22 protein-coding genes are annotated in these 23065 nt (G+C 39.4%); 12 read left to right on the top strand and 10 right to left on the bottom strand.

The window, feature by feature from the left end; genetic code table 11:
• Window positions 1–22 precede the first annotated feature (22 nt).
• On the bottom strand, window positions 23–1204 hold the full coding sequence (locus AOG27_RS14925; RefSeq protein ID WP_054553804.1) for a thiolase family protein: 1182 nt from the start codon (window positions 1202–1204) through the stop codon (window positions 23–25).
• A gap of 341 nt (window positions 1205–1545) precedes the next feature.
• On the opposite strand from AOG27_RS14925, the gene AOG27_RS14920 reads away from it, so the two are divergent.
• The 9 genes from AOG27_RS14920 to AOG27_RS14880 all read left to right on the top strand — a co-directional run bounded on the left by AOG27_RS14920 (window position 1546) and on the right by AOG27_RS14880 (window position 11121).
• The gene (locus AOG27_RS14920; protein WP_054553803.1) at window positions 1546–1980 is read left to right on the top strand and encodes a MerR family transcriptional regulator; all 435 of its coding nucleotides are present in this window, start codon (window positions 1546–1548) and stop codon (window positions 1978–1980) included.
• Between the two features lie 44 nt (window positions 1981–2024).
• Window positions 2025–3200, top strand: coding sequence for an isovaleryl-CoA dehydrogenase (locus AOG27_RS14915; protein ID WP_054553802.1), 1176 nt, complete (start codon window positions 2025–2027; stop codon window positions 3198–3200).
• 9 nt (window positions 3201–3209) lie between these two features.
• Window positions 3210–4817 (top strand): carboxyl transferase domain-containing protein, encoded by a 1608-nt coding sequence (locus AOG27_RS14910; RefSeq protein WP_054553801.1) that lies wholly within the window; start codon window positions 3210–3212, stop codon window positions 4815–4817.
• A gap of 10 nt (window positions 4818–4827) precedes the next feature.
• Complete coding sequence (locus AOG27_RS14905; RefSeq protein ID WP_054553800.1) at window positions 4828–5598, top strand: enoyl-CoA hydratase/isomerase family protein; 771 nt, start codon at window positions 4828–4830, stop codon at window positions 5596–5598.
• An 8-nt stretch (window positions 5599–5606) separates the two neighbouring features.
• A complete protein-coding gene (locus AOG27_RS14900; protein ID WP_054553799.1) occupies window positions 5607–7571 on the top strand; it encodes an acetyl/propionyl/methylcrotonyl-CoA carboxylase subunit alpha in 1965 nt (654 codons plus the stop codon).
• Window positions 7571–8476: a hydroxymethylglutaryl-CoA lyase gene (locus AOG27_RS14895; protein ID WP_054553798.1), complete on the top strand. Its 906-nt coding sequence runs from the start codon at window positions 7571–7573 to the stop codon at window positions 8474–8476. The genes AOG27_RS14900 and AOG27_RS14895 overlap by 1 nt, the downstream gene beginning before the upstream one ends.
• Window positions 8477–8487: 11 nt before the next feature.
• A complete protein-coding gene (locus tag AOG27_RS14890) occupies window positions 8488–9186 on the top strand; it encodes a CoA transferase subunit A (RefSeq protein ID WP_054553797.1) in 699 nt (232 codons plus the stop codon).
• Window positions 9187–9197: 11 nt separating this feature from the next.
• On the top strand, window positions 9198–9854 hold the full coding sequence (locus tag AOG27_RS14885; RefSeq protein ID WP_054553796.1) for a 3-oxoacid CoA-transferase subunit B: 657 nt from the start codon (window positions 9198–9200) through the stop codon (window positions 9852–9854).
• Window positions 9855–10242: 388 nt separating this feature from the next.
• Complete coding sequence (locus AOG27_RS14880; protein ID WP_054553795.1) at window positions 10243–11121, top strand: LysR family transcriptional regulator; 879 nt, start codon at window positions 10243–10245, stop codon at window positions 11119–11121.
• A 45-nt stretch (window positions 11122–11166) separates the two neighbouring features.
• Here the strand turns inward: AOG27_RS14880 and AOG27_RS14875 are convergent, their stop codons facing one another.
• Together AOG27_RS14875 and AOG27_RS14870 are read right to left on the bottom strand one after the other, a co-directional pair.
• Window positions 11167–11514, bottom strand: coding sequence for a hypothetical protein (locus AOG27_RS14875; RefSeq protein WP_054553794.1), 348 nt, complete (start codon window positions 11512–11514; stop codon window positions 11167–11169).
• 98 nt (window positions 11515–11612) lie between these two features.
• Window positions 11613–12065 carry a hypothetical protein gene (locus AOG27_RS14870; RefSeq protein WP_054553793.1) on the bottom strand — a complete coding sequence of 151 codons (453 nt, stop codon included), beginning with the start codon at window positions 12063–12065 and terminating at the stop codon, window positions 11613–11615.
• A gap of 386 nt (window positions 12066–12451) precedes the next feature.
• Here AOG27_RS14870 and AOG27_RS14865 point away from each other — a divergent pair, with 386 nt between their 5' ends.
• Window positions 12452–12874 carry a hypothetical protein gene (locus tag AOG27_RS14865; protein ID WP_054553792.1) on the top strand — a complete coding sequence of 141 codons (423 nt, stop codon included), beginning with the start codon at window positions 12452–12454 and terminating at the stop codon, window positions 12872–12874.
• A 69-nt stretch (window positions 12875–12943) separates the two neighbouring features.
• Here the strand turns inward: AOG27_RS14865 and AOG27_RS14860 are convergent, their stop codons facing one another.
• The 3 genes from AOG27_RS14860 to AOG27_RS14850 form a co-directional block, all read right to left on the bottom strand.
• Entirely contained in the window at window positions 12944–13861 is a 918-nt protein-coding gene (locus AOG27_RS14860; protein WP_054553791.1) for a DUF5700 domain-containing putative Zn-dependent protease, read from the bottom strand.
• A 75-nt stretch (window positions 13862–13936) separates the two neighbouring features.
• On the bottom strand, window positions 13937–14518 hold the full coding sequence (locus AOG27_RS14855) for a hypothetical protein (RefSeq protein WP_152967156.1): 582 nt from the start codon (window positions 14516–14518) through the stop codon (window positions 13937–13939).
• 50 nt (window positions 14519–14568) lie between these two features.
• A complete protein-coding gene (locus AOG27_RS14850) occupies window positions 14569–15003 on the bottom strand; it encodes a GNAT family N-acetyltransferase (protein ID WP_054553789.1) in 435 nt (144 codons plus the stop codon).
• Between the two features lie 437 nt (window positions 15004–15440).
• On the opposite strand from AOG27_RS14850, the gene AOG27_RS14845 reads away from it, so the two are divergent.
• Window positions 15441–15860 carry a hypothetical protein gene (locus AOG27_RS14845; protein WP_054553788.1) on the top strand — a complete coding sequence of 140 codons (420 nt, stop codon included), beginning with the start codon at window positions 15441–15443 and terminating at the stop codon, window positions 15858–15860.
• A gap of 67 nt (window positions 15861–15927) precedes the next feature.
• Here the strand turns inward: AOG27_RS14845 and AOG27_RS14840 are convergent, their stop codons facing one another.
• From AOG27_RS14840 to msrA, 4 genes are all read right to left on the bottom strand, one after another.
• A complete protein-coding gene (locus tag AOG27_RS14840; RefSeq protein WP_054553787.1) occupies window positions 15928–17016 on the bottom strand; it encodes an HlyD family secretion protein in 1089 nt (362 codons plus the stop codon).
• Window positions 17017–17030: 14 nt separating this feature from the next.
• Complete coding sequence (locus AOG27_RS14835; RefSeq protein ID WP_054553786.1) at window positions 17031–18359, bottom strand: glycosyltransferase family 2 protein; 1329 nt, start codon at window positions 18357–18359, stop codon at window positions 17031–17033.
• Window positions 18356–19762 carry a hypothetical protein gene (locus tag AOG27_RS14830; RefSeq protein ID WP_054553785.1) on the bottom strand — a complete coding sequence of 469 codons (1407 nt, stop codon included), beginning with the start codon at window positions 19760–19762 and terminating at the stop codon, window positions 18356–18358. The genes AOG27_RS14835 and AOG27_RS14830 overlap by 4 nt, the downstream gene beginning before the upstream one ends.
• A 276-nt stretch (window positions 19763–20038) precedes the next feature.
• Window positions 20039–21316, bottom strand: coding sequence for a peptide-methionine (S)-S-oxide reductase MsrA (msrA, locus tag AOG27_RS14825; RefSeq protein ID WP_054553784.1), 1278 nt, complete (start codon window positions 21314–21316; stop codon window positions 20039–20041).
• 157 nt (window positions 21317–21473) lie between these two features.
• Between msrA and AOG27_RS14820 the strand changes: the two genes are divergently transcribed.
• Complete coding sequence (locus tag AOG27_RS14820) at window positions 21474–22997, top strand: leucyl aminopeptidase (RefSeq protein ID WP_054553783.1); 1524 nt, start codon at window positions 21474–21476, stop codon at window positions 22995–22997.
• Window positions 22998–23065: the final 68 nt, after the last annotated feature.

Below are 23065 nucleotides of genomic sequence, written 5' to 3'. Positions count from 1 at the left end.
AGAGATTAAAATTCTAAAGCGATTAAATAGCTTCAACTGCCATAGCAACAGCTTCACCACCACCGATACACAGTGAGGCAACACCTTTGCTAAGACCTCGATTCTTTAATGCATGAATTAAGGTAACTAAGATACGCGCGCCGCTTGCACCAATAGGGTGACCAAGTGCACAGGCACCGCCGTTTACGTTTACTTTGCTTTCATCAAGTTTTAACTCGTTAATTGCAAGCATAGTCACCATGGCAAACGCTTCGTTGATTTCCCATAAATCAACATCATTAACAGACCAACCGGCTTTTTCTAAAAGCGATTGCATTGCGCCAACAGGTGCTAAAGTAAATTCGCTTGGGGCTTGAGAATGTGTGCTGTGAGCAACAATACGACACAGTGGTGTTAAACCTTGTGCTTTAGCATCTGATTCACGCATTAACACAAGCGCTGCTGCACCATCAGAAATTGATGACGAGTTTGCAGCTGTAATCGTACCGTCTTTTTTGAATGCAGGACGTAAACCCGGGATTTTATCAGGACGTGCATTGCCTGGTTGCTCATCAATCGCAACGGTCACATCACCTTTGCGTGTAGAAATAGTGTGCGCGGCAATCTCGTTTGCAAATGCGCCGGTTTCAATCGCACTATTCGCTTTAGTTAGTGAGCTAAGCGCAAAGTTATCCATTTGTTCACGACCAATTGAATACTGATCAGCAGTGTCTTGTGCAAAACAACCCATTGCTTTATTGTCGTAAGCATCTTCAAGGCCATCACACATCATGTGATCTTTTACTTCACCATGACCCATACGCATACCTGAACGTGCATTTGGTAACATATAAGGGGCATTACTCATGCTTTCCATGCCACCAGCAACCGCTGAGTTGATAGAGCCTGATTTAATTAAGTCATGGGCAAACATTGCAGCCTTTAAGCCAGAGCCACATACTTTGTTGATTGTTGTTGCGCCAGTACCTTGATTAAGGCCTGCTTTTAACATTGCTTGGCGAGCAGGTGCTTGACCAAGACCAGCTGGTAATACACAGCCCATGATCACTTCGTCAATCTTATCGGCAGATAAACCGGCTTGCTCTAAGCTACTTTTAATAGCTGTAGCACCTAAATCAGTTGCGTGTGCACCACTTAGTGCGCCCATAAAACCACCCATAGGGGTACGTTTTGCGGCAACAATAACAACGGCTTCAGTAGTCATAATTGGCTCCATGTAAGTGGTTATCATCATGTGTTCAAATCATGTGTAACCAAACAGTTAATTTGTTATAGTTTAATTTCGATTTAATTCAGCATACATAATATTTACGTTTACGCCAACGTAAATCTAAAATCAACATTTCTGCGGCTGGTAAAACTGTAAACTTATCTGTATTTTGTTGTATGAAAAATCGAACATCTGCTTACAAGGCTAGATAAATAAAGCTTTCCAACAAATCCAACCAGTTATCTTTATAAGTCTAAAGTATAACTCCCAAATCACCCTTTACCTTTACGTAAACTTCACTTATATTGGTGTTATTCGAATGAGGTAAATAAATCATGAAACAAGACAATCAAACAAACTTTGAAAGCGCAGCAGTTGAACCTGCTAGCAATGAGCAAACGTTTAGTATCAGCGAACTAGCAAAAGAATTTGATATTACCACCCGCTCTATCCGCTTTTATGAAGACCAAGGCCTGATCTCACCTGATCGCAATGGTCAAACCCGTATTTATTCAAAACGTGACAAAGTAAGACTAAAACTTATTCTACGCGGTAAACGCTTAGGTTTTACCTTGGCCGAAACGGGCCGTTTGTTTGAACTTTACGATGCAGATAAATCAAGTGCTAAACAGCTAGTGACTATGCTTGACCTTATCGCAGAGAAAAAAGCAGACCTAAGCCAACAGATGGACGACATTAAAGTTGTACTGATGGAATTGGTTACAGCAGAACGCCGCTGTCGTGAAACCCTTAATAATTTAGACGAATAACCTGACAACAATCTCGTCAACAGACTCTCACAGGAACACACATTATGAGCACTATTTCACTATACAAAGAAATGAACTTCGGACTTGGCGAAACAGCAGACATGATCCGCGATCACGTTAATAGCTTTGCGAGCCAAGAAATTGCCCCACTTGCAGAACAAACAGACGTAGACAATGCCTTCCCTAATCAACTTTGGCCACAGCTTGGCGAAATGGGATTATTAGGTATGACAGTACCTGAAGAATTTGGCGGTGCGGGCCTTGGTTACCTTGAGCATGTTATTGCAATGGAAGAAATTAGCCGTGCAAGCGCATCGATTGGTTTAAGTTATGGTGCTCATTCAAATCTATGTGTTAACCAAATTAACCGTAATGGGTCACAGGCTCAAAAAGAAAAATACCTGCCTAAGCTTATCAGTGGTGAGCACATTGGTGCCCTTGCGATGAGTGAGCCAAATGCGGGTTCTGATGTTGTATCAATGAAATTAAAAGCCGAGAAAAAAGGCGATGTGTTTGTACTTAACGGTAACAAGATGTGGATCACTAATGGTCCAGATGCCGATACCTTTGTTATCTATGCAAAAACAGATTTAAATGCCGGCCCTAAAGGGATCACAGCGTTCATCGTTGAACGTAACACACCAGGATTCTCTACTGCGCAAAAGCTAGACAAACTTGGTATGCGTGGCTCTAACACCTGTGAATTAGTGTTCGAGAACTGCGAAGTACCAGCAGAAAACATTCTAGGTAACTTAAACGAAGGCGTAAAAGTACTTATGAGTGGCCTAGATTATGAACGTGTTGTTTTAGCTGCAGGCCCGCTTGGCATTATGCAAGCATGTATGGACATTGTGGTTCCTTATATTCATGAGCGTAAACAATTTGATAGCCCTATTGGTCAGTTCCAACTTATTCAAGGCAAAATCGCTGATATGTACACGCAAATGAATGCTGCTCGTTCATACGTTTACACGGTAGCTCGTGCATGTGATCGCGGCGAAACAACGCGTAAAGATGCCGCTGGTGCGATTTTATATGCCGCAGAGCTGGCGACTAAAATGGCCCTTGATGCTATCCAAATCTTAGGGGGTAATGGTTATATCAACGAATATGCGACAGGTCGCTTGTTACGTGATGCAAAACTATATGAAATTGGCGCAGGTACTTCAGAAATCCGCCGCATGCTAATTGGTCGCGAATTATTCAGTGAAAGCCGATAGGACCTTGTTATGACGATTTTAAAATCGAGTGTAAATCCACACGATCCGCAATTTTTGCAAAATCACGACAACATGGCAGCGCTCGTAAGTGATTTACGTGAAAAAGTCGCTGATATCCGTTTAGGTGGTGGCCCTGCACTAATTGAGCGCCACCAAGGCCGCGGTAAGTTGTTTGTTCGTGACCGTATTGAAACGCTACTTGATGAAGGCTCGCCATTTTTAGAGATTTCTCAATTTGCTGCCTTTGGCGTGTATGAACAAGCGATTCCTTGTGCCGGTGTTGTTGCTGGTATTGGTCGTGTGAAAGGCGTTGAATGTATGATCATCGCCAATGATGCAACCGTAAAAGGCGGTACATACTTTCCACTAACAGTGAAAAAACATCTACGTGCCCAAGATATCGCAGAGCGTTGTCATTTACCGTGTATTTATTTAGTTGATTCAGGCGGTGCAAACCTGCCTGAACAAGATGATGTATTTCCAGATAAATTACACTTTGGCCGTATTTTCTATAATCAGGCACGTATGTCTGGTAAAGGCATTCCGCAAATTGCAGTTGTTATGGGTTTATGTACTGCAGGTGGTGCTTATGTACCAGCGATGGCTGATGAAAGTATTATTGTAAAAGAGCAAGGCACAATTTTCTTAGCTGGTCCGCCACTGGTTAAAGCGGCTACCGGTGAAGAAGTAAGTGCTGAAGAGCTCGGTGGTGCTGATGTTCACTGTAAAACATCAGGTGTTGCTGACCACTATGCTGAAAACGATGCCCATGCACTTTCGATTGCTCGCCAATGTATTGAACGAATTAATTATCAGCGCCCTACTGCACCGTTACTTGATGATGTTAAACCGCCGCGTTACGACATTAACGAAATTTACGGCATTGTGGGTACCGACCTTAAAAAGCCATTTGATGTACGCGAAGTAATTGCCCGTGTTGTTGATGATTCATCATTTGATGAATTTAAACGCTACTTTGGCGAAACACTAGTAACCGGCTTTGCAAAAATCTTTGGTCACCCTGTCGGTATTGTTGCCAACAACGGCATTTTATTTAGTGAATCAGCGCAAAAAGGCGCGCACTTTATACAGCTATGTGCACAGCGCAAAATTCCTTTGGTGTTTTTACAAAACATTACTGGCTTTATGGTTGGTAAAAAATACGAAGCCGAAGGCATCGCCAAACATGGTGCGAAAATGGTAACCGCAGTGTCATGTGCTGATGTACCTAAATTCACCGTGTTAATTGGTGGCTCATATGGTGCAGGTAACTACGGTATGTGTGGCCGCGCGTTTGAGCCTACCATGATGTGGATGTGGCCAAATGCTCGTATCTCTGTAATGGGTGGTGAACAAGCAGCAGGCGTTCTTGCACAAATTAAACAAGATGGTTTAGCCCGAAAAGGCGAAAGCATGACTGATGAGCAAGTCAGTGAGTTTAAAAAGCCAATTATCGAGCAATACGAAAAACAAGGTCATCCATATTACGCCAGTGCCCGCCTTTGGGATGATGGCATTATCGATCCTGCTGATACTCGCAATGTATTAGGGCTTGCCTTAAGTGCAGCTAAAAATGCACCAGAGCGCGATTCGCAGTTCGGCGTATTTAGAATGTAATGGAGGCCTTATGTCAGTAACACTCGAAATAACAAAATCAAATGTGGCTGTACTGGTACTAAGTCGCCCTGAAAAACACAATGCATTTAACGAAGAAGTCATCAGTGAGCTGATCCGTTTAATTGAACACGCAAACAGTTGTGATGTGCGCGCACTGGTTTTAAAAACCGAAGGTAAGCACTTCTCTGCTGGCGCTGATTTAAACTGGATGAAGTCGATGGCTGGCAATGACTTTGCAGAAAACTTAGCGGATTCTATGCAGCTAGCAAAGCTTATGAAAGTCCTTGCTACCAGCCCACATCCAACAATTTGTGCCGTACAAGGTGCTGCATTTGGCGGTGCCTTAGGCTTGATTGCGTGTTGTGATATCGCGATTTGCCAAGACGATGCGCAATTTTGCTTAAGTGAAGTAAAGCTTGGTCTTATTCCTGCAGTTATCAGCCCTTATGTCATTAAAGCTATTGGTGAGCGCGCTGCACGTCGTTATTTTTTAACGGCAGAGATTTTTGACGCGCATACAGCCAAGCAACTGGGTTTAATTCACCAGATCACCGGCGATTTACAAACAGCGCTCGATAAACACTTACAAAACCTTGTCAACAATGGTCCTATTGCTGTTAAAGCAGCAAAACAGCTAATCAATGATGTCGCTGGCAACGTAATAGATGATGCACTGATTGAGTTAACCGCAGAACGCATTGCACGCATTCGTGTATCTGAAGAAGGCCAAGAAGGCCTGACAGCATTTTTTGAAAAACGTGCCCCTAACTGGCAGAAATAGGAACCATTATGACAACAAAATCATTGAAAAAAATTCTCGTTGCCAACCGTGGTGAAATTGCCTGCCGAGTTATGCGTACAGCAAAGCAAATGGGCTTAACTACGGTTGCAGTGTACTCAGATGCTGATAAACATGCTCAGCACGTAAAGCTTGCTGATGAGGCGTATCACATTGGCCCTGCGCCAAGTAAAGATTCGTACTTAGTAGCAGACAAAATAATCGATGTAGCTAAACAAGCAGGTGTTGATTGTATTCACCCGGGTTATGGTTTTTTATCTGAAAACTTTGACTTTGCACTCGCGTGTGAGAAAAATGATATCGCCTTTATTGGCCCGCCAGCATCCAGCATTGAAGCCATGGGTTCAAAAACCCGCGCTAAAGAAATTATGCACCAAGCAAATGTACCATTAGTGCCAGGCTACTATGGTGACAATCAAGATACAGATTTCCTACAAGCTGAAGCTGAAAAAATTGGTTATCCAGTACTGATTAAAGCGGCCTTTGGTGGCGGTGGTAAAGGCATGCGAGTTGTTGAACACGCAAAAGACTTTATCGGTGCACTTGAAGGCGCAAAACGTGAAGCAAAAGCCGGCTTTGGTAACGATTTAGTACTGTTAGAGCGCTATGTCACCAAACCGCGCCATGTTGAAGTACAAGTTTTTGCCGATAGCCATGGTAACTGTGTGTACTTAGGTGACCGTGACTGCTCTTTACAGCGTCGTCACCAAAAAGTAATTGAAGAAGCCCCTGCTCCGGGTTTATCTGATGCACTTCGTAAAGAAATGGGTGAAGCTGCGGTACGCTGTGCCCAAGCGATTAACTATCGCGGTGCAGGTACGGTTGAGTTTTTATTATGCGGTGATGAATTCTTCTTCATGGAAATGAACACCCGTTTACAAGTAGAGCACCCAGTAACAGAAATGGTAACCGGTGTTGATTTGGTGAATTGGCAAATCAATATTGCGGCAGGTGAAGCATTACCACTTAGCCAAGCAGATATTCAGCTACAAGGTCACAGCTTTGAAGCGCGTATTTATGCAGAAGATCCAAGTAATGACTTTATTCCGTGTTCTGGCCACATTGACGCCCTATTCACACCGAACGAATCTGAATTTGTACGTATAGATACAGGGATTGCAGCGGGTGATGAAATTAGCCCGTTCTACGATCCTATGATTGCTAAATTAATTGTTCATGATGATAACCGTGAGGCAGCGCTTGGGCGTTTATCAAAAGCACTAGAGCAATTCCACCTTGCAGGTTTTAGCTGTAACGTTAATTTCTTACATAATCTTGCTAAACACCCTACTTTTCAAGCAGGTGCACCCGATACGCACTTTATTGAAGACCAAGGTGAGCGCCTTGTTGCTAAAAACGAGCAACAGTCTGTTATTGCGACCGTTGTGGCAGCCTATGCGTATGCACATCAACTAAAAGGTGAAAGCAGCAGCCCATGGCAACAATTAACAGGCTTTATGCTAAACAGTGATGCTAAAACAACAATTCCGTTTGTAGATTTAAACGTTCATGCGGTTAAGACCTCAGATGGCTTTAAAATTAGCTTAGATGGGGTTGACTATACAACCTCGGGCAAGGTTGAAAATGGCCTTACGAACCTAGTCATTAATGGCGAAAAAGTTGTAGCTCATATTAATCAATCAGACTCTTACATTACAGTGATGTACAAAGCACAGCAAACGGTGCTAGAACTGATTGATAAACACTATATTAGTGAACACGAAAGTGATGCATTGCCACTCGCTGCACCACTCAATGGTACTGTTGTTAAACATTTAGTTGAGGTGGGTAGTACTGTCGCTAAAGGTGATGCGGTTGTCATCATCGAAGCGATGAAAATGGAATACACGCTTAATGCCCCACATGATGGTGTATTAACCAGCTATTGCTTTGCTGAAGGTGAACTGGTGAGTCATGGTGATATGCTTGCGATTGTTGAAGAGCCGGAGGCGTAATGGCACAGTTTCCTGATTTTGTTCGCATTGTAGAAGTTGGCGCCAGAGACGGTTTGCAAAATGAAGCTGCCGTTAGCACTCAAGATAAAGTCGCTCTTATCAACGCCCTTGCAGACGCTGGGCTTAAAGATATTGAAGCAGGCGCCTTTGTGTCACCTAAATGGGTGCCACAAATGGCTGACTCAGGCGATGTAATTAGCGCGTTAAATTTGCCTAATGTTAACTTAAGTGCCCTCACCCCGAATTTACGCGGTGCAGAGGCGGCAAAACAAGTCGGCATACAAGAATTTGCAATCTTTACAGCGGCAAGTGAAGCGTTTTGTCAAAAGAACATTAACTGCTCTATTGATGAAAGTATTGACCGCTTTAAAGATGTAATGGATTTTGCCAAAGCGAATAACATTCGTGTTAGAGGTTATGTTAGCTGTGTCATGGGTTGTCCATATCAAGGTGATGTCGACTACAATGATGTATTAAAAGTATCAGAGCGATTACTCGAGCTTGGTTGTTACGAAATTAGCCTTGGCGACACCATTGGTGTAGGTACGGCGAAAAAAGTCGATGAGTTATTAGATTTACTCTTGCAACATATTGATAAATCAAAACTCGCTGTACATTTTCACGACACCTACGGACAAGCGCTCACAAATATTTACACCGCCCTAAGCCGCGGTATAGCAACGGTTGACAGTGCTGTTGCAGGCCTTGGTGGCTGCCCTTATGCCAAAGGCGCGTCAGGAAATGTTGCCACTGAAGATGTAGTTTACTTACTGCAAGGACTTGGCATAGAGCATGGAATTGATTTAGAAAGACTGGCGAAAGCTGGTTGGGCTATTTGCAGTGCACTAAATAAACAACCTGTCAGCAAGGTATCACTTGCTCTAAAGAACACTCAGAATAATTAAGGAGTAGGCTCATGGCCGGTTTCGATAAAGTGGTTTCAAGTTATGAAGCTGCAATGGAAGGTTTAAAAGATGGCGATACAATTATCGCTGGTGGCTTTGGCTTGTGTGGTATTCCTGAGGGACTTATCAGTGAAATTAAGCGTAAACAGACTAAAAATCTAACTGTTGTTTCGAATAACTGCGGTGTCGACGATTTTGGTTTAGGTGTTTTACTTCACGACAAGCAAATTAAAAAAATCATCGCTTCTTATGTGGGTGAAAATGCGCTTTTCGAAAAACAACTACTCGATGGTGAAATTGATGTTGTTTTAACACCACAAGGTACACTCGCTGAGAAGATGCGCGCCGGTGGTGCTGGTATTCCTGCGTTCTATACAGCTACAGGTTACGGCACGCCTGTAGCCGAAGGCAAAGAAGTTAAAGAATTTGATGGTCGCCCATATATCTTAGAAGAGTCAATTACAGGTGAGTTTGCCATTGTTAAAGCATGGAAAGCCGACCGCTACGGTAATCTTGTATTTCGCCACACAGCTATGAACTTCAACCCGATGGCCGCGACAGCAGGTAAAATTACCGTTGCTGAAGTTGAAGAGATTGTTGAGCCAGGTGAACTTGAGCCAAGCCAAATTCATACCCCAGGTATTTATGTTAATCGCGTGATCAAAGGCGACTTTGAAAAACGCATTGAACGTGTAACAACTCGCGATTAAGGAGCAATAAAATGGCATTATCACGTGAACAAGTTGCAATGCGTGTTGCACAAGAACTACAAGATGGCTATTACGTAAACCTAGGTATTGGTATCCCTACTCTGGTTGCTAACTATGTACCTGACGGTATCGAAGTTATGCTGCAGTCGGAAAATGGCTTATTAGGTATGGGTGCGTACCCAACTAAAGACCAAGTTGATGCAGATATGATCAACGCGGGTAAAGAAACCGTGACAGCAGCCACAGGTGCAGCAATATTTAATAGTGCAGATAGTTTTGCCATGATACGGGGTGGTCATGTAGACTTAACAGTATTAGGTGCATTTGAAGTTGACCAGAACGGTAACATCGCATCGTGGATGATCCCAAAAAAGCTAATTAAAGGCATGGGTGGCGCGATGGACCTCGTTGCTGGCGCGAAGAATATTATTGTTACGATGACTCATGCAAGCAAGCATGGCGACTCTAAGTTATTAGAAAGTTGCACTTTACCGCTAACTGGGGTTAACTGTGTAAAGAAAATCGTAACTGATTTAGCCGTATTAGAAGTTAAAGACGGCGCATTTCATCTAATCGAACGCGCTCCAGGCGTGTCGGTAGATGAAATTATTAGCAAAACGGCAGGCAAATTGCTTGTTGAAGGTGATGTTCCAGAGATGGTTTTTTAAACCACTCACATCCCATGTACCGACCTCATTCCCAGTGCCAATGGCGCTGAGTTACCCAAAATCCCTCGCAAGAGGGATTTTTTTTATCTAGCGTTCACGTTTCGCCGCACCATTTTGTCACATAAATAGTATAAAATGCCCTGCTTTAGTGAATTGGCAGTATCTAATACTGAGACTATGACGAAATAGCTAAAACTGCTAAGATCACTTTTTTACTAAACATTTGCCTAAACATAGATTAAACGAGCGATTAAAGGCTGTTTTTTATACAATATGGCAAGAGTTAGCTATATTCATTCTTTACTCTCTATTTTTTTACATTTTGGGATAATAATTGCTTAGCAGTTAATTAACTAACAAGCGCTATTGAGACTTACTGAAATTAACTATGCAAACACCTATTCGTGGCCTACGCTCATTTTGTTTTGCTGCACGTACCCTTAGCTTTAAAGATGCAGCAAACCAGCTTTACCTTACACCGTCTGCCGTAAGCCATCAGATCAAACAATTAGAAGAACAATTGGGTATTGAACTATTTGAACGTCAAACCCGTTCAATTCGCCTAACAGCGGCTGGTAAGAATTTTTATGACTCTGTATCACCGCTTATTAAAGCGCTAGAAAAAACCATTAATGAGTTTAGTCAGTTACAAGAGAACGTTACGATCAGTATTACGTTACCTGAGTTTTTTGCCAGTGAGCTTTTAATGCCAAAACTGAGCGAATGGACCAGTGAGCACCCAAATACAAACTTACAGCTTAATACCTTAAAAACGCGTAAAGAGCTGACTAAGCAAAGCGATTTGTCGATTGTATTGTCTTCATCTAAACCGCACGAAGGCGTTGTACATGAGCTATTTTCGCTATCGTATACACCAGCTTGCAATAAAGAAAACTGGCAAGCATGGCAAGAAAACCCGTTTCAGGCTTTAAATGAAGTTCCTCTTATACTTCATAAAGCGCGTCCTTGGGCTTGGCACCAATGGGCAGAGCATGCTGGTATTGATGACTTTGCACCAAAACAAATTATTCAGGTTGATAGTATGTTTGGTGTGGCACGTGCCGCGCAACAGGGTATGGGTATTGCCCTAATCCCCTTGCCTATCAGTCAGACTTGGTTTGATGAGCAATGGTTATTTAATTTCACCGATATGCCATTAAAAACGAAAGATAAATATTACTTAGTTCAACACGATCCTAGTGAAACTAATGCACAATTAGAGCTATTTATAAAATGGATGCTTGATACTTTCAAACATCTAAAATAATAGATTAAAGACCCTCAATTTTGTTGAGGGTCTTATATTGCTAATTTAACTTTTCGACTTGGTTACTAAAATACTCACTTTGTTTTCACCAATTTCGAAAGACGCTTGTTTACCATATTCCACAACAAAAGAAGGTGTAAAATAGCTGCCAGCGAGTGTGATTGATGTTTCTACAGCTGCCGTATTATTTTGTTGTGGTGTAACTTTAACTTCATAACTAAACCCCTCACCTATAGAGATGGTCGCAGGTTGTTTTTCTTCCACCAGCATTACTGGCGATGCTAGTAGCTCATTCGCTTTATAAACAGATGTTTCAACTTGAAAACTATCAGCTGCGAAACAACTTGTTGATGCTAAAAATACGCCTGCTACTAAACCTAACTGTTTTTTCATATTTATTTCCTTATCTCATTTATAGGGTTTGTCCGTAATTAATATCAGTTAGTACGTTTATTTGATACACGGAAACTTCAGAATGTTAACTTTCTCTATCAAAGCTCTCGATAATACACATCAATGGTATGTGATATAGCTTCATAGCTGTTATTTTCGTGTTTAAAACACGCTTTTCTTAGTTCCTTCTCTTCGTAGTTTTTACCTACCACGACGACTTGATCTAGAGTTTGTGAACGTGCACAGAAATGCTGTTTTGAAATTGTTTCTATTTTAACTGATTCAGCTTTTGAGCGCGGTAATGAACTAGGCTTAGGATTTTGCTTCATGCCTTCAAGTAACTGAGCTTTAGTAACAGGCACAGTATCTGACCCTATGCCTGGAATATGCACTGTTTGTCTAATCGTATAGTTTTTACTTAATAATGGCGTAAACAAAGATACATCATTGCTCAAATAAGCCTGCTCAAAATTAAGATAAACAGCGACTTTATCTTCAGCTGCATTGGCAATAACAGGCCCTAAAAGTAACAACGCAAATATCAGTTTCATGGTTATACGCTTATTCTGAATAAATTAAGTCATCAACTATACATACCATCATAAAGTACCGATTTTATTTTTAATTAACAACAATTTGTTTGTTTTGCGTACTCTACTCCTATATTGTTCTTTATCGTAAACATTACCTATTTAAACCCTGTGTCTACTTTATCGGGGTCAGATCACAGATCAGACAGCTGACAGCTGATAGCTGATAGCTGATAGCTGATAGCTGATAGCTGATAGCTATAAGACTAACTCATTACATTAGACTAAAGTCTATAGGTTAAATTTCTTCATCTATTAGGTCATTTTTTATCGTTTGTTGAATTTGCAGTGTTCAATTAAAGTTCATTTGTCGGCGATTGATACCGACTCAAATAGAGGAAATGATTATGTTTAGTACACTTATGAAACGCGTTGCAGTTAGCTCATTATTAACTTGTTCAGCTATGGCAGTGGCTGATCAAAGTGACTACAAATTAATGGTTATTGATCAATCTACACAAGCAACAGTAGAAACAAATCGCCAATACGAACTAGCATTTAACCAATGCGCATTAAGTGTTCAAGCAAAGAATTTTAAAGAAGCTGAAACACTTTGCTCTAAAGCAATCAGCTTACTAAGCAAGAGCAAGGTACCTGCTTATAAACGTCGTGAATTAACCTCATTTGCATTAAGCAACCGCGGTGTAGCTCGAATCATGTCTGAAAACGACACTGCTGCATTGTCTGACTTTTACGAAGCAGTACAAATTTCAGGTAACGAGCTAGTAGAGCACAACTTAACGCGTGCGAAAAAGAACTTAGCATTATAAGTTTTCACAAAATTGTGTTGTCACAAAACCCAGCTTCGGCTGGGTTTTGTCGTTTAGGTGTTTCGTTTTTTAGTCTTCCGCTTTTATCAATAAATCAAGTTCTTTTAGCAATAGGCTCTCTACTGTCTTTTTATCCATTTTAGCCAATTGCTCTAAGCTGTAATTCTTGCCAATTTCTTTAGCTAAAATATAACCTAGGTAATAACCTCTTCGGTATGGCAGCTTTGTCTCGTCCTTTGCGAAGTTGAAAAATGAAGAATATATTTCAGTTTTTTTTGAGTAAAACTTTTTCTTAAGGTCAACGAAAGAATCGAGCTGCCTTGCTCGAATCTTTTTCACCAAATTGCTAGGTATGTTTAGCATCAATTCATCATCACTGGCTGACGGAGTTAATTTATGTGAAACGTAAGTAGCTAATCCCTCAGTCCAAATAGAGCACCATAGCTCATCCTTACATTGAAATAATTTTTCATGATAAACGTGAAATAACTCGTGATGAAAGAATGGCGTATCGTTTTTCCAGGTATGATACTTGGTCATAAGGTCTACACCAAACATTAAGTAAGTCTTACCATTTAACTCTCGCGTTGCCCCATTGAACCTTCCTAATGAGTGAAGCATGTAAATGGGGGTTTCAGATTTGAAATCAGGGAAAGTAGCAATAAATGATTCCATACTGCTGTTTAACTCTTTAGATAAACGTCTATTTTTTGAAAAATATACTTCTTCTATTCCACTAAAACCCTCAATAGCTTTAACAAAGCTTTTATCACTATAAAAAGGCGCAAATTGAGAGGTGAAATGTTGAGAAAACTGCTCTGCTCTATTTTCTGCAGTCAACGTCTTGCTTGACTGATATAAAGTATAAAAATCATCAGCGAGATTAATGACTTCAAAATCATCTGACTGCTTGTTAGCAAGCGCATTAAATGAAAGCACACCAAATATGAAGATAGAGAGTAGAAGAAATTTAGAGAATATTTGCATAATTATAGTCAGAATTATTTGTTAGGTTAAAGTCGAATATGTTGAAGATTCGATAATTCATGTCTAAGTGGTTGGTTACTCAGACAATGCCTGTTTGTAACTTAAATCAAAATGTTTGAGTAACTGATTCAAGTAGTTCAGATTTATCTGGTTAGGTTTAAAGCTTTGCCCCTTTTCAATATTTGCTATGTGTTGTTTTAGTTTTGCTTTGTCTTTATTCCAAAAAGCGATGTTTCCTAGTACAAAGTCATTCCAATACATTTTTGAACCACTTAGCTTTTCATCGGGATGCAATACTTTTTTAGCGTGAAAAACCGCTTGTTGATAGTCACCCGCTAACCCTTCCATTTGAGCTAAATGCCAAGTTAATGAGCTTTCATTTGAATTATTATGAGAGATATAACTTTTTATCAGAATGGCAGCTTCAGCATGGCAACCTGATTTTTCTAACAATCTAAAACCGGCATCGTACGTCTGATCAAATTGTTGGTATGTTAGGCTCAAATCGTCTTTTAACCTTTCTTCAAGCTCAACTTTACAGTCAGCAAAGCTTACATTTGATATAATTAAAAACCCGATTGATAAGAGTCCTGTTTTCATAATTCTGTCCTTAAATTTGCTAATGCCTGTATAAGATAACACTGCAATCAAACGCAAGTTCACTACAAAATAAAAGTAGTTGGTTCCATGTAACCTTTAAATTGTTGTTATTTCTCTAGCTCATGATAAACATTTGGATTCCAAATTTGCATAAACATCTCTGGATTTTCAATTGGTTGAAAACCATATTGCGCGTACAAACCATGCGCATCTTTTGTTGCCAATACCATACGTCTCAAACCTTGAAGCTCGGGGTGAGATACTATGCTCTCAACAAGCCACTTGCTCAAACCTTTACCTCGATGGCTTTCTACTATGAATACATCGGAAAGATAAGCAAATGTTGCTTTATCTATTATAAGGCGGGCAAAACCTACTTGAGAATCATAGCTGTCATAGACTCCAAAACAAAAAGAGTTTGAAATGGCCGTTTCTAGCGTCTGCTTTGGTATTCCGGACGCCCAGTAGCTTTTTGAAATAAAACCGTAAATTACTTCAAAATCGAGATCAGTTTTATTTGTGCTAATTCTATATCCTTGCACCAGTATTCCTTCTTACGGTTTATCATGATAATTATGAATTTATTGCTAGTCTGCGTACCACAATAAACTCTTGTTATTAAAGATGTTTAGTTTTAACAAAGTTACTAACCAATTGCTAATGTCCAAATATTAAGACTGTGCCCCTTTGACCTAAATATATTTTAAAACCACAATTTACGGACCCAAATAACATTTCTATATAAGAGACAGCATTAAATTTATCAGCACTCAACTCAGCTAATTTGTAACTTTCAATACAGGAATAAAACAACTTCACCTCCTCTACATCACAGTAAAATTTCGAATCCTGAGTAATTACTCTATAGATTAAATTTCTTCATCTATCAGTTTTAATTTAATCGTTTGTTTAGCTTATGGGAATATTTTAAAGTTCACTCGTTGGTAAGAAACACCAACTTATTCAGAGGAAAACTATCATGTTAAAAACACTTGTAACCACTATTGCACTTAGCTCTTTATTAACTTGCTCAGCGATGGCAGTAGCCAAACAAGCTGATTATAAACTGATGGTTATTGAGCAAGCTCAAACGAACGATAATGCAACTAGCCAATACGAAACTGCCTTCAACCGCTGTGCATTAAGCGTTAAAGAAAAGAATTTTTCAGAAGCGGAAAGCCTGTGTACACAAGCAATTTCTCTTCTAAGTACAAGTAAGGTACCTGGTTACAAACGCCGCGAATTAACTTCGTTTGCACTTAGTAACCGTGGTGTTGCCCGCATCATGTCTGAAAAAGATACTGCTGCACTTTCTGACTTTTATGAAGCGGTGCAAATTTCAAAAAATGAACTTGTTAATCACAACTTAAGTCGCGCAAAACAAAACCTAGCGCTGTAACAGTTCCCCCCAACCAAATTGTTGTCGAAAGCCCGGTTCTTGTGTGTTCTGACCGGGCTTTTTTTATTTAATGTTTGGCAAATAAATCTGACATCCCCTTCATTGTGATGCGATCAAATTGAATTTCTACAGGTAATCCTTCTATATGGTATTCTGCTGGAATATCTACTTGCAAAATAAGTTTTAAAGCGGCTTTTTCGCCTTCGAATGGACCTGAAAGCTGCGGGGGTATCTTACTTGTAAGCTCTGTATATTCATTAATTACAGCATCAAATTTTTTACCATTTGGAAGTTTTACAGTCGCTTTTTGGCCTATTTTTGAATACTCCAAAAATTTTGGTGCAAGATAAGCATGAACTCTTAGTTCTCTGCCGGTATCTACTGAAAATAATGGTGAGTTTTGATCTACAAACTGACCATCTTGCACAAAGATATCGTTAATATTTCCCGAAAACGGAGTTTTAACAACAAGGTTTTGTTGCAGTGCAGACAACTTTGCAAATTCAATTGAAAGATCTTGATAGCGTTGCCCCTTTAATCCATACAAGCGTTCCATTTCTTGCCGCTCTTTCTCACGCAAGATATCAACTTTTGTCTGTTCGTAACTTAATTGAGCACTGTTAAAAGCAGCTATTGCGCTTGCTAAATCAGAAACGGGGACTATTCCGCGGCTTTTATAATCTTTATACGTATTAAGCAATTCTTGCTGCCTTTCAACGCCTTCTTTTGCGACTCGCTTTCTTTGTTCTAGCTGCGTCATAATTGTTTTGCTAAATGGTATCTGTTGTTGAGTTAGATTTAATATTTGTCGGTCAACTTCTTGATACTGCCCTGTCAATTCAGGGTTATATAATGTGAGCAATATTTCATCTTTCATCACAGAATCACCAAGGTTAACGTCAACAAATTCAATAGTTCCTTTACTTGGAGCTTTAATCAGAAGCGGTTCAGTCGTAATGATACCAACAGCTTCAACCTTAAGTTGTGGCACTAAATAAATCCATGCGACAATACAAATAGGGCTCAATGCAATCAGAATTAAAAAGTACCAGCGTAATTTATGTGATGTTCTTTTTGCTCCAGCATATGGAACTTTAATTCCTTTTTCTTCGTTCGGATTGTTGACCTTTGCAGTGCTATTAAAATGCAATTTCATATTATTCCCTTAATCTAAAATTTTTGACCACGTTTAAGCACCCACCAAGGTGCCATACTAGACTCTTCATGCGACCGCCGAAATACTTCATTAACCAGCGCAAAGCAACATACTAGGCGCATTATAAATGCATAGATGGGATAGAGAGGTAACCAGAGGAATAGTGTAAAATCTTGCTTAGGCCTTTCTGAAACACTAACTAAAACTAACAAATAAAAATAGCCGATAGTTAGAAGGTATAAGGCATAAATGACGAATATTAATGCTAGTGAGAATTGCCAAGGATAAATAATAGCAACCCCAACAAAATACACAAAAATGACAAATGGCAACATAACGTTTTGCAAGTAACCATAAAAAAGTGTAAACAAAAAATTCTTCCAACCTAAAAGCTTAGGTGAAAAAGCTGGCCAATGTTTACGCAAATATAAAAACAGCAAGTCCCCGTCCCAACGTAATCTTTGCAAGACTAGCTCTTTAAATGATTGAGGTGCGTCTGTATGTGCAATCGACGCAGTCGCGTAAGGTATTTTTAAATTAGGGTAGCGTTTAAAATACTGTTTGATACGAACTGTTAGATCTAAGTCTTCTGCAGTATGAGTATCCCAACCTCCTATTTGTTTTAAGAAATCACGTCTAAATGCACCAAATGCACCTGAAATGTTGTTAATTAAATTACATTGAGCTAAGCCAGTTTTACCACCCTGCATCGATATTAAGTATTCGATTGCTTGCATCCTAGTCCATAAAGTTTTATTTACATTACGAACTCTTAAAGCACCTCCCACAGCAGGTACATTAGGGTCTTCAAATAACCTGACTAAATTTGCCATCATATCATTGTCAAATGAAGTATCCGCATCAACATTGACGATAATTTCACCTTTAGCATAGGATAAGCCTGCGTTTAAAGTTGAAACTCGCCCTCCCCGCTGCCATTTTGGCAATAAAACAATCTCACGATTTTTGCGTTTAAATAACTGCTTACATTCTTTAGCTACATGGTAAGTGTGGTTATTTTGAACAGCACCATCTATTACAGCAATAATTTCAATTTTACCTGGGTAAGTTTGTTCAACGAGTGACTGAATGGTTTCTTTAACTGCATCCCCTTCTGCATAACAAGTAATAACACAGCTAACTTTTGGTAAATAAAATAATTTGGTATTGTTTATACGTGTCTTTTCTCTAGTCCATTTAATTATGCCAAACGTGATTATTAAAAATAGCGGCAACTCATAGATAAGGTATAAAGGAATAAATTTTACTAGAACTAATATATTACTTTGTACATAAAACATAATTTGTTCAGTAATATGTATTAAGGTGCTTAGTGTACTCATAAAACACTCTCCTGCTGAGCTGCAAATTGTTGCTCAAGCCAAACACCTATTTCATCTGGCATTTCTTTTGATGGAAGTGGAATGCCTTTAATCGAAAGTGAGAAATCGCTATTTTTATTGAGTAAAGAAATCCCTTTTAATTTTTGATAAACAAAGGATAAATGTTCAATTGTTGTATTAGGTAACATTAAAAGTAATGTATGCTCTCCTGCTAAACAGCAAATATCCGTGGTCCTGATACTCTCGTTAATTCTGCTCTCAAATTCGTCTATTAATTGAATAGCACGTGCTTCACCATTTTCTGCAATAAATTGCGCGAGGTTTTTTAACTCTATCTTAACTATTGAGTGTGTTTGCTGGTGCCTTACGGCAAGTTGGTTTTGCCACTTAACCACCCATTCGAAATGTGAATAGTTAATAGAGTCAGTGCTGGTTAAATTAAAATTGTCAAAACGCTCACCAAGTCTAATTAAACTTTTACCTTCCATTGATATGTTGTAACTATGAATGTTCTGTACTATTAACTCATCAACTTGATTACTGGTCTGACAGTGGAAGCATTTAGCAATAACGTCAGCATCTACAAAGCTAGTATGGCATTGGTTACATTTCTGATTTTCTATTGGGCGATCATAGTCAACGCCAATGTGTCTCAATTTTGTATGGCAATTAGGGCAGCTTAGCCCGATACCCTCTTTAAATTTAGATTCGCCATTTACATGACCACAGTTAAAACAGTGCAAACTAGATACGTTAGCAATATCAATACTTTGACAACTTGGGCATGAATCAACATAATTTAAGTGCCCTGATTGGCAGTGTCTACAGTAGCGAACACGGTCGATTAACTTATCTGTCTGTAAGAGTTTTCTTCTATGGATACTCGACAACCATGACATCGCATCTTTAGTGTTAACCCCGAAACACTCTAAAAGCGGATAATAATAAACACTATTAATGCTTAAATCATGAACAGGTAACAAGCTATTATCTTTATAAATCCACATAAAAGACAAAAGCTTAGTTAAAGCTGAGTCGACTAAATTAAGACTTAGATTTAAACTAGTTGCGCGCGTCATTACGGAGTTATAAAAATCATCACTTTGTTTATTAAAAAGACCATTTGCAAGAGCTTCTGATAAATAACAAGGCGTATTTACCAAAATACAGCTTTGCCATAACAGTTCGTGCTTACGGATTTTCTTGAGCGCTTCGCCTTGGTTTACAATGTTGTCAGCAAAAACAATAAGTGGAAAATGAGATTGAGCTTCAAAACCGGAAAAAAAGTGCTCTACGTCGTTAAATACTGTGAATTCGTGTCCGTAAACTAAAAAATCAATATCCTTAAGCTCACCAATCCAAATTTTTTGTAACGAAATATCATTTAATTGCTGTTTATTCATTTACCCTCCATGAAATGAACTATTGTATTCATACCGCATTCTAAACTGTTTTTATATAAGGTACGATCAGACTTTTCATATAACTGGTAATTTATGGTTTAAATTAACTAGTCAATAGCTTATAAAAATAAGAAGGTATGATTGAAATCTATATTTAAAATAATATTTTATTGTTATTAATTGAAATATAAACTTTATGTTAATAAAGAATTGTATGAGGTAGCTTTTAATATAAAAGCCAGCTCTGAAAGCTGGCTATAAATAAGTTCTAACTTATTAAGTTTCATCTCTTGGCACAAAATCAAGCACTGTTGCATTAATGCAGTACCTGTCTTTACCTCTTGGCCCTTCACCAGGGAACAAATGACCTAAATGAATACCAGAGCTTTTTGATTTAAGCTCAATACGCTGCATGCCATAACTGTTGTCTTCATGCATAGTTACACTGTCTTTAACTGGATGTGTAAATGAAAGCCAGCCAGTGCCTGAGTTAAATCTATCTCGGGTATCAAAAAGCGGCGCTCCACTTAGCTTATCAATAAAAATACCGTCGGGTGTATTTTTAAAGATATCGTACTGCTTACAAAATGGGCTGTCAGTTCTGGCATGAAATGCAACTCTAAAGGCTTCACTGTCACCTAGTTTAAATGCGCCTAAGGCTTTGTAAAACTCACCTTTACTGACATAGCCTTGGCGACCATAAACCTCTTCGCCATTTTCTATAAATAATAACGTGGGTGTTGCCCAAGTCGGCGTTTTAATCGTTAAACCATCAAGTTGATCAGCATGTCGGAAAGTCATAGGAATTGTCCCCATGTACTCATTAGCGACCTCTTTTTTAAACTTTTCACAGTATGGGCAATAACCTTTAGCATCTATCACTACAATTTGCTTACCTGCCAATAAGGCTGTGTTATCAACCTGCTGTTTTTCGACTGGTGTGAATACAACGCCCGTTGAATGATCAGGGCAATAGCCATTCGGGTTTTTCTTTAAATAATCTTGGTGATAATCCTCTGCAGAATAAAATGCGTCAAGCGGTTTTATCACAGTCACAATCTTGCCGTAGCCTGCTGCGGTTAATTTACTTTGGTATTCATCTTTAAGTGTATTAGCAACCTCGAGTTGCTCATTATTACTTACCAAAATTGTTGAGCGGTATTGAGTGCCAATATCATTACCTTGGCGATTTAGCTGGGTTGGATCATGATTTTCAAAATAATGCATTAACAGTGATTGTGTTGTTAACTCGTTGCTGTTGTATGTCACTTTAACAACTTCTGCATAATTGTTTTTATCAAAGCGTCGCGAGCTACGTGTTATGTTCTTGTAGGTCGCTTTAAAACCATGCCCATCGGCATAGCCAGATACCGCATCCAACACGCCATCAAGTGCTTCGTAACGTTTTTCTGCTCCCCAAAAACAACCTGAACCTAGCACAATGGTTTCAATATGCCCTGTTGCGTTATCTGGCATTGTTTCAGCTTTAATTGGGCTGGTGGTAAAAATGGCACTGCAAGTGAATAGTGTCAGTAACATCGACTTAATTGTCATACTAATTTCCTCTTAAAAGCCTGTATTTAAGACAGACCGCGTATAGGTATTAATAATTTCAACTTAAACGCATGCAAACAGCGATTCACCGCTAACAATTTAACTCTTAACCTTATTTACGGTAAAACACAGCTTTTTAACATTGGGATATTAAAAAATGAAAATTGCACACAGCTTATCTGCTATTGCATTAGGATTAACACTTGCTACGCAAGTGAATGCCGCAGAGTTCACTTTTGCAAAATCAATTAAACCGAACGACAACACACTAGTTTTATTTTTAGATACAGATAGCCAAGTTGCTAATTTTAATTATTTAAAGCCAGAAACCCAAACTCACCTAAATAAAGTCATTGAATTTAGCGACTTTAAAGCAGGTTATGGAAAAACGTTAGAAGTTATCGCACCAAACGGTAGCGACCATCAACGCATCTTACTTGTTGGCTTAGGAGAGCAGCCAAAACTAGATGCAGCAAAAATGGCAAAACTAGGTGGTAACGTTCACGCTAAATTGCAGTCGGCTAAACAAGCAAATGTTAGCCTTGATTTTTCAGAGCTTAAAGACAGCGCAATCAATGCTAAATATGCAGCAGAATTTGCACATGGCGCAAATTTACGTGACCACCGTTTTGAGCAATACAAAAAAGAACAAGACAGCCACGTTGTTAACTACACATTAGATGTTGAAAATTTAGACCAAGCGGTCAAAACCCATAAATTACTACAAAGCATTGAACAAGGTGTATTTTTAGCACGTGACTTAACCTCTGAAGTTGCAACAGAAATGACACCGGTTGATTTTGCTAAAGCGGCAAAAGAGCTTAAAAAGTTAGGTGTTAAAATTACAGTTTTAGAACCTAAGCAAATTAAAAAGCTAGGCATGGGTGCACTTGAAGCAGTTGGTCGTGGTAGCGAAGAAGGTGCACGTTTAGTGGTTGCTCATTATCAAGGTAATAAAAACACCCCTATCGCGTTAGTGGGTAAAGGTATTACCTTTGATTCAGGTGGCTACAGCCTTAAAACAGGCGCGTCAATTGCCCGCATGAAATCAGACATGGCAGGGGCAGCTGCAGTACTGGGTACTGTTAAAGCAATGGCACTTGCTAAAGCCGACACAAACGTTGTTGCTGTAATGGGCATGGCTGCCAATATGGTATCGCAATTTGCTGTTGCGCCTGGCGATGTTGTAAGAACAGCCGAAGGTTTAAGTGTTGAAATTGTTAATACAGATGCTGAAGGTCGCTTAGTACTGAGTGATGCAATGTGGTATGCCCGTGACAAATACAAACCAAGTATTATGGTAGATGTTGCGACCCTAACCGGGTCTAAAATTCGTGCTGTAGGTAATGAATACGCGGCGGTTTTCTCTGATGATGATACTCTTGTTGAGCAACTAACTGTTGCGGGTAAGCAAGTAAATGAAAACCTATGGCGTTTACCTCTAGGTTATGAAGATGCATTAAAGTCAGACATTGCTGATCTTAAAAACATCGGTTCACATGGCCCAGGTGCTACTACAGCAGCGAGTTTCTTACAAAACTTTGCCGGTGACACACGTTGGGTTCACATTGATATTGCAGGTAACGCGCTAAACTCTAAAGCAAAAGATGAACTAGCTGAAGGCGGTACAGGCTATGGCGTACGTTTACTGTCTAATTGGTTAATAAATAACGCACAGTAATTAGACATTGCACTTTATCAAGTGGTTATAAACTATTATAGCCACTTGATTGTCTTGAGTTTTTCTAA

The sequence above is a fragment of the Pseudoalteromonas lipolytica genome (genome assembly GCF_001306915.1).
GTDB classification, from domain to species: Bacteria; Pseudomonadota; Gammaproteobacteria; order Enterobacterales; family Alteromonadaceae; genus Pseudoalteromonas; species Pseudoalteromonas simplex.
This window is presented reverse-complemented; position numbering and strand designations above follow the sequence as displayed.

What these genes read in the sequence shown, in the direction of transcription:
- AOG27_RS14890 (WP_054553797.1), top strand. Translation starts at nt 8,488, where the DNA reads ATGGCCGGTTTCGATAAAGTGGTTTCAAGTTATGAAGCTGCAATGGAA.
- AOG27_RS14835 (WP_054553786.1), bottom strand. Translation starts at nt 18,359, where the DNA reads ATGAGTACACTAAGCACCTTAATACATATTACTGAACAAATTATGTTT.
- AOG27_RS14910 (WP_054553801.1), top strand. Translation starts at nt 3,210, where the DNA reads ATGACGATTTTAAAATCGAGTGTAAATCCACACGATCCGCAATTTTTG.
- AOG27_RS14905 (WP_054553800.1), top strand. Translation starts at nt 4,828, where the DNA reads ATGTCAGTAACACTCGAAATAACAAAATCAAATGTGGCTGTACTGGTA.
- AOG27_RS14840 (WP_054553787.1), bottom strand. Translation starts at nt 17,016, where the DNA reads ATGAAATTGCATTTTAATAGCACTGCAAAGGTCAACAATCCGAACGAA.
- AOG27_RS14920 (WP_054553803.1), top strand. Translation starts at nt 1,546, where the DNA reads ATGAAACAAGACAATCAAACAAACTTTGAAAGCGCAGCAGTTGAACCT.
- AOG27_RS14895 (WP_054553798.1), top strand. Translation starts at nt 7,571, where the DNA reads ATGGCACAGTTTCCTGATTTTGTTCGCATTGTAGAAGTTGGCGCCAGA.
- AOG27_RS14860 (WP_054553791.1), bottom strand. Translation starts at nt 13,861, where the DNA reads ATGCAAATATTCTCTAAATTTCTTCTACTCTCTATCTTCATATTTGGT.
- AOG27_RS14915 (WP_054553802.1), top strand. Translation starts at nt 2,025, where the DNA reads ATGAGCACTATTTCACTATACAAAGAAATGAACTTCGGACTTGGCGAA.
- AOG27_RS14880 (WP_054553795.1), top strand. Translation starts at nt 10,243, where the DNA reads ATGCAAACACCTATTCGTGGCCTACGCTCATTTTGTTTTGCTGCACGT.
- AOG27_RS14875 (WP_054553794.1), bottom strand. Translation starts at nt 11,514, where the DNA reads ATGAAAAAACAGTTAGGTTTAGTAGCAGGCGTATTTTTAGCATCAACA.
- AOG27_RS14870 (WP_054553793.1), bottom strand. Translation starts at nt 12,065, where the DNA reads ATGAAACTGATATTTGCGTTGTTACTTTTAGGGCCTGTTATTGCCAAT.
- AOG27_RS14885 (WP_054553796.1), top strand. Translation starts at nt 9,198, where the DNA reads ATGGCATTATCACGTGAACAAGTTGCAATGCGTGTTGCACAAGAACTA.
- AOG27_RS14845 (WP_054553788.1), top strand. Translation starts at nt 15,441, where the DNA reads ATGTTAAAAACACTTGTAACCACTATTGCACTTAGCTCTTTATTAACT.
- AOG27_RS14820 (WP_054553783.1), top strand. Translation starts at nt 21,474, where the DNA reads ATGAAAATTGCACACAGCTTATCTGCTATTGCATTAGGATTAACACTT.
- AOG27_RS14865 (WP_054553792.1), top strand. Translation starts at nt 12,452, where the DNA reads ATGTTTAGTACACTTATGAAACGCGTTGCAGTTAGCTCATTATTAACT.
- AOG27_RS14900 (WP_054553799.1), top strand. Translation starts at nt 5,607, where the DNA reads ATGACAACAAAATCATTGAAAAAAATTCTCGTTGCCAACCGTGGTGAA.
- AOG27_RS14830 (WP_054553785.1), bottom strand. Translation starts at nt 19,762, where the DNA reads ATGAATAAACAGCAATTAAATGATATTTCGTTACAAAAAATTTGGATT.
- AOG27_RS14925 (WP_054553804.1), bottom strand. Translation starts at nt 1,204, where the DNA reads ATGACTACTGAAGCCGTTGTTATTGTTGCCGCAAAACGTACCCCTATG.
- msrA (WP_054553784.1), bottom strand. Translation starts at nt 21,316, where the DNA reads ATGACAATTAAGTCGATGTTACTGACACTATTCACTTGCAGTGCCATT.